We start from the raw sequence: 2,795 nt of genomic DNA, 5'->3' as shown, positions 1-2,795 counted from the left end.
GCGCGCTGCTGGGCGATCAACTGGTTGTAGCGCCAGGTATTGGCGTGCACGTCGAGCATCCGGCCCTCGGCGACGCGCTGCGCATGGTCGAGCAGCCCGGCCGCCCTGGGGCTGACGATCCGGCCGTCCTCGTCGGTTTCCATGGGCAGCTTGTTGTGGTCGAGGTTGGCCGCCACGACGTCGTCTTCCCAGCTGGAGAAGAACACCGACGAGCCCGGGTCGCCCTGCCGTCCGGCGCGCCCGCGCAGCTGGTTGTCCAGCCGCTCGGTGTGGTGTCGGCCCGTCCCGACCACGTGCAGGCCGCCGAGCTCGGCGACCCGGTCGTGGTCGGCTTCGTCGGAGCCCCCGAGCCGAATGTCGGTGCCCCGCCCCGCCATCTGCGTCGACACGGTGACCACCCCGTACTTGCCGGCCTCGGCGATGACCTCCGCCTCCTCGGCGTCGTTCTTGGCGTTCAGCACCACCGCGGGCACGCCGCGGCGCAGCAGCCGCTCGTGCAGTTCCTCGGATTCGGCCACGTCGCGGGTGCCGACCAGCACCGGCTGCCCGGTCTCGTGCACCTCGGCGATGTGCGCGACGACCGCGTCGTTCTTGGCGGCGGCGGTGATGTAGACGCGGTCGGACTCGTCCTCGCGAATGTTGGGTTCGTTCGGGGGAATTGGCGACACGCCGAGCTTGTAGAACTGGCGCAGCTGCTCCCCGGCGGCCAGCGCGGTGCCGGTCATGCCGCAGACGGTGTCATAGCGGTTGATCAGCGCCTGCACCGTGATGGTGTCGAGCACCTCGCCGGTTTCGGTGGTCTCGATGCCCTCCTTCGCCTCGACGGCGGCCTGCAGGCCGTCCGGCCAGCGTTGCAGTTGCGCGATGCGGCCGCGGGCGGCGTTGATCAGGTGCACCGCGTCGTCCCGGACGATGTAGTGCACGTCGCGTTGCAACAGCACGTGCGCGTGCAGCGCGACGTTGACCTCGGTCAGGGTGGTTCCGACGTGCTCCTCGGAATAGAGGTCGATGCCGCCGAGCGCCTTTTCCACCTTGCGCGCGCCGACGTCGGTCAGATGGACGTTGCGGCTGTCGGAGTCCGTGTCGTAGTCGGTGTCCGGGGAAAGCTCGCCGACCAGCTTGATGATCTCCAGCCGCGGCGTCTCGCGGTGGGTGGTGCCCGCCAGCACCAGCGGCACCAGGGCCTCGTCGACCAGCACCGAGTCGGCCTCGTCGATGAGGGCCACATCCGGGTTCGGCGACACCAGGTCGTCGACGTCGACCACGAGCTGGTCGCGCAGCACGTCGAACCCGATCTCGTTCACCGAGGCGTAGGTGACGTCGCAGCCGTAGGCGGCGCGGCGCTCCTCGCTGGTCGACTCGGCGGTGATCCAGCCGACGGTCAAACCCATCGCCTCGATGAGCGGGCCCATCCACTCCGCGTCGCGGCGGGCCAGGTAATCGTTGATCGTCACCACGTGCACGTGCCGCCCGGCGAGGGCGTAGCCGGCGGCCGCGATCGCCCCGGACAGCGTCTTGCCCTCACCCGTGGCCATCTCGATGACGTCGCCGGCCAGCATGCGCAGCGCGCCCAGCAGCTGCACGTCGAACGGGCGCAGCGAGGTGGCCCGTTCGGCCGCCTCCCGGGCGATCGCGAGGAACTGCGAGATGTCGGCGGACTCCGCGAGCTCATCCAGTTTGAGCAGCCCGGCCGCCTTGCGAAGCTGCTCGTCCGTGAGGCCGGCGGCCTCCTCGTCGTACTCGGACGAGTCGGTGACCTGGGAAAGGGATCGGCTGCGGTTCTTTTCGGTGCTGGCGCCGAGCAGTTTCCAGAATCGGCTGCTCAGGCGGCCGGGTTGCGGGCGGCTGGTCTTTGGCACAGGTCAACGGTACGCGGTGGGCGGACCCACCCGGCTCATCAGGCGAGGTTGGACCGGCGCGGATAGGCGATGCTCGGGTCGGTGAGGACGTTGACCACCGACGGCAGGCCGCTGGCGAAGGCGCGTTCCAGCGCCGGCCGCAGCTCGACCGGCGCGGAGACCAGCTCGCCGTGGCCGCCCAGGGCGCGCACCACCTCGTCGTAGCGGGTGCCGGGACGCAGTTCCGCCACGACCGAGTAGCCGTACAACGCCTCCATGGGGTGCTTCTCCAGGCCCCAGATCCCGTTGTTGCCGATCACCGAGACCACGGGCACGTTGTGCCGGACCAGGGTGTCCCATTCCATCCCGCTGAAGCCGAACGCGCCGTCGCCCTGCAGCAGGACGACCTGACGGTCCGGCCGGGCCAGCTTGGCGGCCAGGGCGTAACCGGGGCCCGAGCCGAGGCAGCCGTACGGGCCGCTGTCCAGCCAGCAGCCCGGCTGGTAGCTGTCGATGACCCGCCCGGCGTAGGACCCGAAGTCGCCGGCGTCGATCACCACGATGGCGTCGCGATCCAGCATCGGCGCGAGTTCGGAGTACACCCGCATCGGATGCAGCGGGGTGCGGTCGTCGGCGAGTTCGGCCTTTTCCTTTGCCCGCGCCGCGGTTTCCGCCGCCCGCAGTTCGTCGATCCAGTCCTGGTGGTCGCTGCGGCCCCCGGGGGCCAGCGCCGCCAGTATCGACAACAGGTCGCCGTACAGTTCGGCCTCGACCGGGCGGGGATGTTTGCGTTCGGGTTCGGCACGGTCGGCCACGATGAGCCGCGTCTGCGGCCCGAACACCGCCCCGAAGCCCAGCCGGAAGTCCATCGGCACGCCGACGATCAGCGCAAGGTCGGCCTCCCCCAACGCTTTTCCGCGCACCCGCGAGAACGCCAACGGGTGATCGGCGGGCACC

2 protein-coding genes are annotated in these 2,795 nt (G+C 70.3%); both read right to left on the bottom strand.

Going from position 1 to position 2,795, the window contains the following annotated elements:
- Nucleotides 1-1,859, bottom strand: a 1,859-nt coding sequence (gene secA2 / locus A5702_RS05695; protein WP_068218954.1) for an accessory Sec system translocase SecA2, incomplete at its 3' end; no start/stop codon positions are given.
- Nucleotides 1,860-1,897: 38 nt separating this feature from the next.
- Nucleotides 1,898-2,795, bottom strand: an 898-nt coding sequence (locus A5702_RS05690) for a thiamine pyrophosphate-dependent enzyme (protein WP_231964999.1), incomplete at its 5' end; no start/stop codon positions are given.

Origin of the sequence: Mycobacterium sp. E3339, from assembly GCF_001666915.1 — a bacterium.
Lineage (GTDB): Bacteria > Actinomycetota > Actinomycetes > Mycobacteriales > Mycobacteriaceae > Mycobacterium.
Note: the sequence above shows the minus strand (reverse complement) of the source record. Positions and strands in the feature narration are given on the sequence as shown.